The following is a 2,676-nucleotide window of genomic DNA, read 5'->3' as shown; positions in this document are numbered from 1 at the left end:
TTTTGTTTATTTATGGCCTGAAGCGGATGTCGTCTCCACTCACCGCCCGCTCCGGTATCGTCGTTGCCGGGGCCGGTATGGTACTGGCTGTGTTGGCCAGTTTTTTATATACGTTTGATGTCAGCCCCGCTGCCAGACCACAGCTGACGACCAATCTTGTGCTGGCTGTCATAGCGTTAGCACTGGGCCTTGGCTGGGCCTGGCGCAGCGGTAAAAAAGTCGCCATGACTGAAATGCCACAAATGGTGGCACTTTACAATGGCATGGGCGGTGGTGCAGCCGCTGCAATAGCCGCCATCGAGCTGATTGGCTACAAAACCCATGGCAGCGTGTCACTGACATTAGCGGTATTGGGTGGTGTGATTGGCGCTGTGTCACTATCAGGCTCGCTGATTGCCTGGGCCAAGCTGGATGGCCGCATTAACTCGACGCTGCGTTTTTCCGGTTTGCAGGCCGTCAATGGCAGCCTGCTGCTGTTGCTGCTGGCGCTGGGTGCTTATATTGTCTGGCACAGCGGCCAGGTTGCGATGCCGGTATTTGCCGTGTTTTTCGCACTGGCACTGCTGTACGGCGTAATGATGACCATGCCGATTGGCGGCGCCGATATGCCGGTGGTGATCTCACTGTATAACGCCTTTACCGGTTTAGCCGTTGGCTTTGAAGGCTATGTGCTGAATAACCCGGCACTGATGATAGCCGGTATGGTGGTTGGCTCAGCCGGTTCTTTACTGACGTTGCTGATGGCCAAGGCGATGAACCGCTCAGTGGCCAATGTGCTGTTCTCCAACTTTGGTGCCGCCTCAGATGATACCGGGGGCGAGATCAGCGGCAGCCAGAAGCCGATCGATGCCTCGGACGCTGGTATTAATATGCATTATGCCGGCAAAGTGATTATTGCACCGGGTTATGGTTTGGCGGTGGCGCAGGCACAGCATAAGTTATACGAGCTGGTAAAACTGCTGCAGGACGCCGGCGTTGAAGTGAAATTTGCTATTCACCCGGTAGCCGGGCGTATGCCGGGGCATATGAACGTGTTACTGGCAGAAGCCGGTGTACCGTATGACATCATCTATGACATGGAAGACATTAACGACGAGTTTAAAGAAGCCGATGTGGCAATCGTGATTGGTGCCAACGACACGGTAAACCCGGCAGCCCGCACCAACAAAAGCTCGCCAATTTATGGCATGCCGGTGCTGAATGTCGACCTAGCCAAACAGGTGTACGTGGTAAAACGCGGCCAGGGTAAAGGCTACTCCGGCGTAGAAAATGCGCTGTTTTATGCCGACAACACCCAGATGGTGTATGGCGATGCGCAAAAGGTGATGGTGTCGATGATCCAGGCCATCAAATCACTTGGCGGCGGGCACTAAGCCCTTGCTAACTCCGCCAATTGCTGCAGACACAAGTAGGCCAGCGTCTGCAGTGCCCTGTCCAAACGCGCGTCAGGTTCTACTGCGCAGTTAAGCCGGATAAAATGGCTAAACTCAGCCCGGCTGGCTGCGGCTGTAGGTGAAAAAATCGCTCCCGGTGCAATACTGATGCGTTGAGCCATGGCCTGCTGCGCCAGCAGGTAGCCATCTACCGCAGGCGGCAATTCAACCCAGAGCACAAAACCACCCTGAGGCTGACTGACGCGGGTCCCGGCCGGAAATAAGCGGCCAATCTGGTGACTGATGCGTGACAACGCCAGCTGATACTGGCCTCTGACCTGGCGCAAGTGCCGCTCATACCGACCACTTTTCAGCAAATTCACGACGGCCAGTTGCGGTAGCGCAGCGGTGCTGATATTGCTGATAAACTTCAGGTATTCCAGCCTTGCCGTCTGTTTTGGCGCTATCACCCAGCCCAGTCGCAAATCCGGTGAAATGGTTTTAGAAAAAGTACCGCAGTAAAAAATATCCGCCTGTGGTGCCAGCGCGAAACAACTGGCAGGCCTGGGTACTGCAAACCCCAGATCACCATAAGTATCGTCTTCAATCAGGGCAATACCTTTGGCACTTAATGCTGCAACAATGCGCTTTTTGTTGATTTTTGGCATCAGGCTGCCAAGCGGGTTACTGAAATTGCTAATCAGCACACAGGCTTTTACCGGCCAGCGTTGCAGTGCTTGCTCCAGCGCCTCTGGCACAACACCGGTTTGCGGATCCGTCGGCAGTGTCAGTGCCTGTAAACCGGCGGCTTCGAGCGCTTGCAACAAGCCGTAAAATGCCGGCGATTCAATAGCGACGATATCACCGGGCACTGTTAGCGCTTTTAAGCTCAGCATCAGCGCTTCCTGACAGCCGTTAGTGATAATGACATCCTGCGGCGATACCACGGCCCCCTGCAGCGCCATGCGCTTGGCAATCTCGGTGCGTAGCTCAATGGCACCGCGGCTGGCTTCGTATTGCATCAGCCGCGCCGGTTGCATTTTTATCACCTGCTGCATGGCTTTTTGCAGCACATGCTGCGGTAGAAACCGTGCCGCAGGTACTGCGGCACCAAGGCGTGTATAGCCAGGATCGGCCGCCGCTTTTGACAATGATAGCGCCATTTGTTGGCCGGACACCTGTTCAGGCAGCTGGCTTTTGGGCGCTAAATCCTTGCTTAGCGGCGGAGGCTGAAAGCGGCTTTTAACAAAATAGCCGCTACGGTGGCTGGCCTGCACATAGCCGTCGGCTTCCAGCTGCCGGT

The 2,676-nt window shown here is 55.3% G+C and carries 2 protein-coding genes; one reads left to right on the top strand and one right to left on the bottom strand.

Annotated elements, in window-relative coordinates:
- The first annotated feature begins 2 nt into the window (after window positions 1-2).
- Window positions 3-1,373 (top strand): NAD(P)(+) transhydrogenase (Re/Si-specific) subunit beta, encoded by a 1,371-nt coding sequence (locus tag VIN66_RS05305; RefSeq protein ID WP_331922993.1) that lies wholly within the window; start codon window positions 3-5, stop codon window positions 1,371-1,373.
- On the opposite strand, the gene VIN66_RS05300 is transcribed toward VIN66_RS05305, so the two are convergent.
- Window positions 1,370-2,676 (bottom strand): PLP-dependent aminotransferase family protein (locus VIN66_RS05300; RefSeq protein WP_331922992.1); only part of this gene is annotated, 1,307 nt, incomplete at its 5' end. The genes VIN66_RS05305 and VIN66_RS05300 overlap by 4 nt on opposite strands.

It is taken from the genome of Rheinheimera sp. (genome assembly GCF_036568245.1).
Lineage (GTDB): Bacteria > Pseudomonadota > Gammaproteobacteria > Enterobacterales > Alteromonadaceae > Alishewanella.
This window is presented reverse-complemented; position numbering and strand designations above follow the sequence as displayed.